The 2,504-nt window shown below is 77.2% G+C and carries 3 protein-coding genes; 2 read left to right on the top strand and 1 reads right to left on the bottom strand.

From position 1 onward, the window contains the following. Positions 1-552 (top strand): ankyrin repeat domain-containing protein (locus CCN56_RS38060; protein WP_086832233.1); only part of this gene is annotated, 552 nt, incomplete at its 5' end. Here CCN56_RS38060 and CCN56_RS38055 read toward each other — a convergent pair. Beyond that, positions 523-1,089 carry a CGNR zinc finger domain-containing protein gene (locus CCN56_RS38055; RefSeq protein WP_179200141.1) on the bottom strand — a complete coding sequence of 189 codons (567 nt, stop codon included), beginning with the start codon at positions 1,087-1,089 and terminating at the stop codon, positions 523-525. The genes CCN56_RS38060 and CCN56_RS38055 overlap by 30 nt on opposite strands. A 57-nt stretch (positions 1,090-1,146) precedes the next feature. Here CCN56_RS38055 and CCN56_RS38050 point away from each other — a divergent pair, with 57 nt between their 5' ends. Next, complete coding sequence (locus CCN56_RS38050) at positions 1,147-2,484, top strand: MFS transporter (protein WP_086832231.1); 1,338 nt, start codon at positions 1,147-1,149, stop codon at positions 2,482-2,484. The last annotated feature ends 20 nt before the right edge of the window (positions 2,485-2,504 follow it).

Here is a 2,504-nt window from a genome sequence, read left to right as displayed (position 1 = left end):
GACGCGGGCGCCCGCGTCGACGTCCGGGACCGGCACCGCCGCACCCCGCTCCTTCGGGCCGCGCTCCGCGACCACGTCCCCGCCGCGCGGGAGCTCCTCGCCGCGGGCGCCGACCCGAACGCGCAGGACGACCGGTCCGACAGCCCCTGGCTGGTCACCGGCGTCACGGGCAGCGTCGCCATGATGCGGACCCTGCTCCCGGCGGGCCCGGACCTGAAGCTGACCAATCGCTACGGCGGCACCGCGCTGATCCCCGCCGCCGAGCGCGGCCACGTGCCGTACGTCCGGGCCGTGCTCCACGAGACCGCGATCGACGTCGACCACGTCAACCGGCTCGGCTGGACCGCGCTCCTGGAGGCCGTGATCCTCGGCGACGGGGGCAGCGCCCACCAGAAGGTCGTCGCCCTGCTCCTCGCATCGGGCGCCGATCCCGGACTCCCCGACCCGTACGGCCGCACGGCCTTCCACCACGCCGAACGCCACGGCCTCACGGAGATCGCCGTCCTGCTCGGAGCGGCGATCTCACGCAGGCCCCTCCGCGGCGCCGCCTGAGCCCCCGGCGGAGTGCCGGCCCCGGTGCGCCGCGACCCGCTCGCGGGTGGCGCAGCGCCGGGAGCAGTAACGGCGCTCCGGCCCGCTGCCCTGCGCGACGAAGACGTTCCGGCAGCCGCCCGAGGCGCAGGTCCTGCCGGGCGGGCGCTGGAGGTCCCAGACGAGGACGGCGAGCGCCATGCAGGAGGAGGCGAGCAGCCACTCGGCCCAGGGCGCGTCGCCGTCCCCGTCGATGTGCGCGTGCCAGGGGGCGGTGCCGCCGTGCGAGGTGAGCCGCATCGGCCCGGTGTGCTCCCGCAGGAGCCTGTTGAGGACGGCGGCGGCCTCGTCGACGGTCGTGGCGGCGAAGACCTCCCGCAGGAGGGCGGCGGCGACGCGCATCTCGTCGACCTCGTCGGGCCCGAGCTCTATGGGCCCTGCCTCCCCGTACTCCAGGAGCACGGAGGCCACGCGGCCCGGGTCCGGCCGGTCGTCGGCGAGCACGTTGACGAGGGCGGCGGTGCGGCGGGCCGTGGTCAGGACGGAGAGGGCGGACACCCGAGGGAATGTAACGCATCTTGCGAAGTTTTGAGTTACCTCCGTACGGTCCCGGGGATGCGGACCCACACGTATCTGACCGGGGCGCTGGTGGCCCGCATCGGGGACGAGACGGCCGGACCGGCGCTGCTCCTCGCCGGCTTCGCGCTCGCCGGATCCAGCGCCGAGGCCTCGGCGCTGCTCGCCGGCATCACCCTCTCCGCCGCGGTCGGCGGACCGGTGCTCGGTGCGCTCCTCGACGGGGCGGCGAGACCGGGCCGTCTGCTCGCCTGCGCACTCGTCCTGTACGCGACGGGCCTGACGCTCGTCCTGCTGGGGCTCGGCCGCCTTCCGTTCGCCGTCACGGTGGCGACGGCGGTCGTCACGGGTCTCCTCGGCCCGGCCCTCTCAGGAGGCTGGTCGGCCCAGCTGCCCCGGGTGGCGACGACGGACCGCCTCCCCCGGGCGAACGCCCTCGACACGCTGACCTTCACGACGGCGGCCCTGGCGGGCCCGGCGCTGGCGGGCGGCCTGGCCGAGGTTCTGGGGGCACCGACAGCCGTGGTGGCGTCCGCGGCCCTCATCGCCGCGGCGGCACCGGCGGCGTGGGCCCTCCCGACGCGGGGCGCGGAGGCCCGAGGAGCACGAGAAGCACGCGCCGCCCGGGTGCCGCGGACGGCCGCTCCGGGCGAACAGGCCCCGGCAGCCTCCCGGTTCCGAGACGTGCAGGCTCCCCCTGCCGGGGACTCCCGGTCCCGAACCACGCGGACTTCCCCGGCCCGGGAATCCCGGGCCGGGGGTCCGTCGCACGCGGGCACCCCGGAGCCCCCGGGTGTCGGCCGCGCCCTGGTCGCCGGGACCCGGGCCGTCCTGCGGAACCGGAGTCTCGCCCGGGCGACCCGTACGTCCGTGGTCTCCTGTGTCGCCCAGGGCATGCTGACGGCCTGCGTCCCGCTCCTCGGCAGCCAGGTCCTCGGCGGAGCCGGTCGAGGCGCGGTGCTGCTCTCCTGCGCGGCGGTCTCCGCCCTCGTGGCCAACGCCCTGCTCGCCCGCTTCCCGCTCCCCCTCTCCCCCGACGCGCTCGTACGGGCCGGGGCACTGGTCCAGGCCGCGGCCCCCGCCCTCGCCCTGACGGGCAGCCCCGCGGCCCTCGTGGCCGGCTTCCTCGTCTCAGGACTCGGCGAAGGCCCCCAGCTCACCGCCCTGTTCGCGGTGCGGCACCGGGAGTCCCCGACGCAGCTGCGCGGCCAGGTCTTCACCACCGGCGCGAGCCTCAAGATCACCGGCTTCGCCCTGGGGGCCGCGGCCGCCGGTCCCCTGGCGGCCTGGTCGCTCCCGGCCGCCCTGACGGCGGCGACGGCCACGGCGCTGCTCGCGGCGGCACCACGACACGCGTCCGCCCCCGGCGCTCCGTAGCTGCCGGGGGCGGACGCGTG

Origin of the sequence: Streptomyces sp. NRRL B-24572 (assembly GCF_002156145.1) — a bacterium.
Lineage (GTDB): Bacteria > Actinomycetota > Actinomycetes > Streptomycetales > Streptomycetaceae > Streptomyces > Streptomyces vietnamensis.
This window is presented reverse-complemented; position numbering and strand designations above follow the sequence as displayed.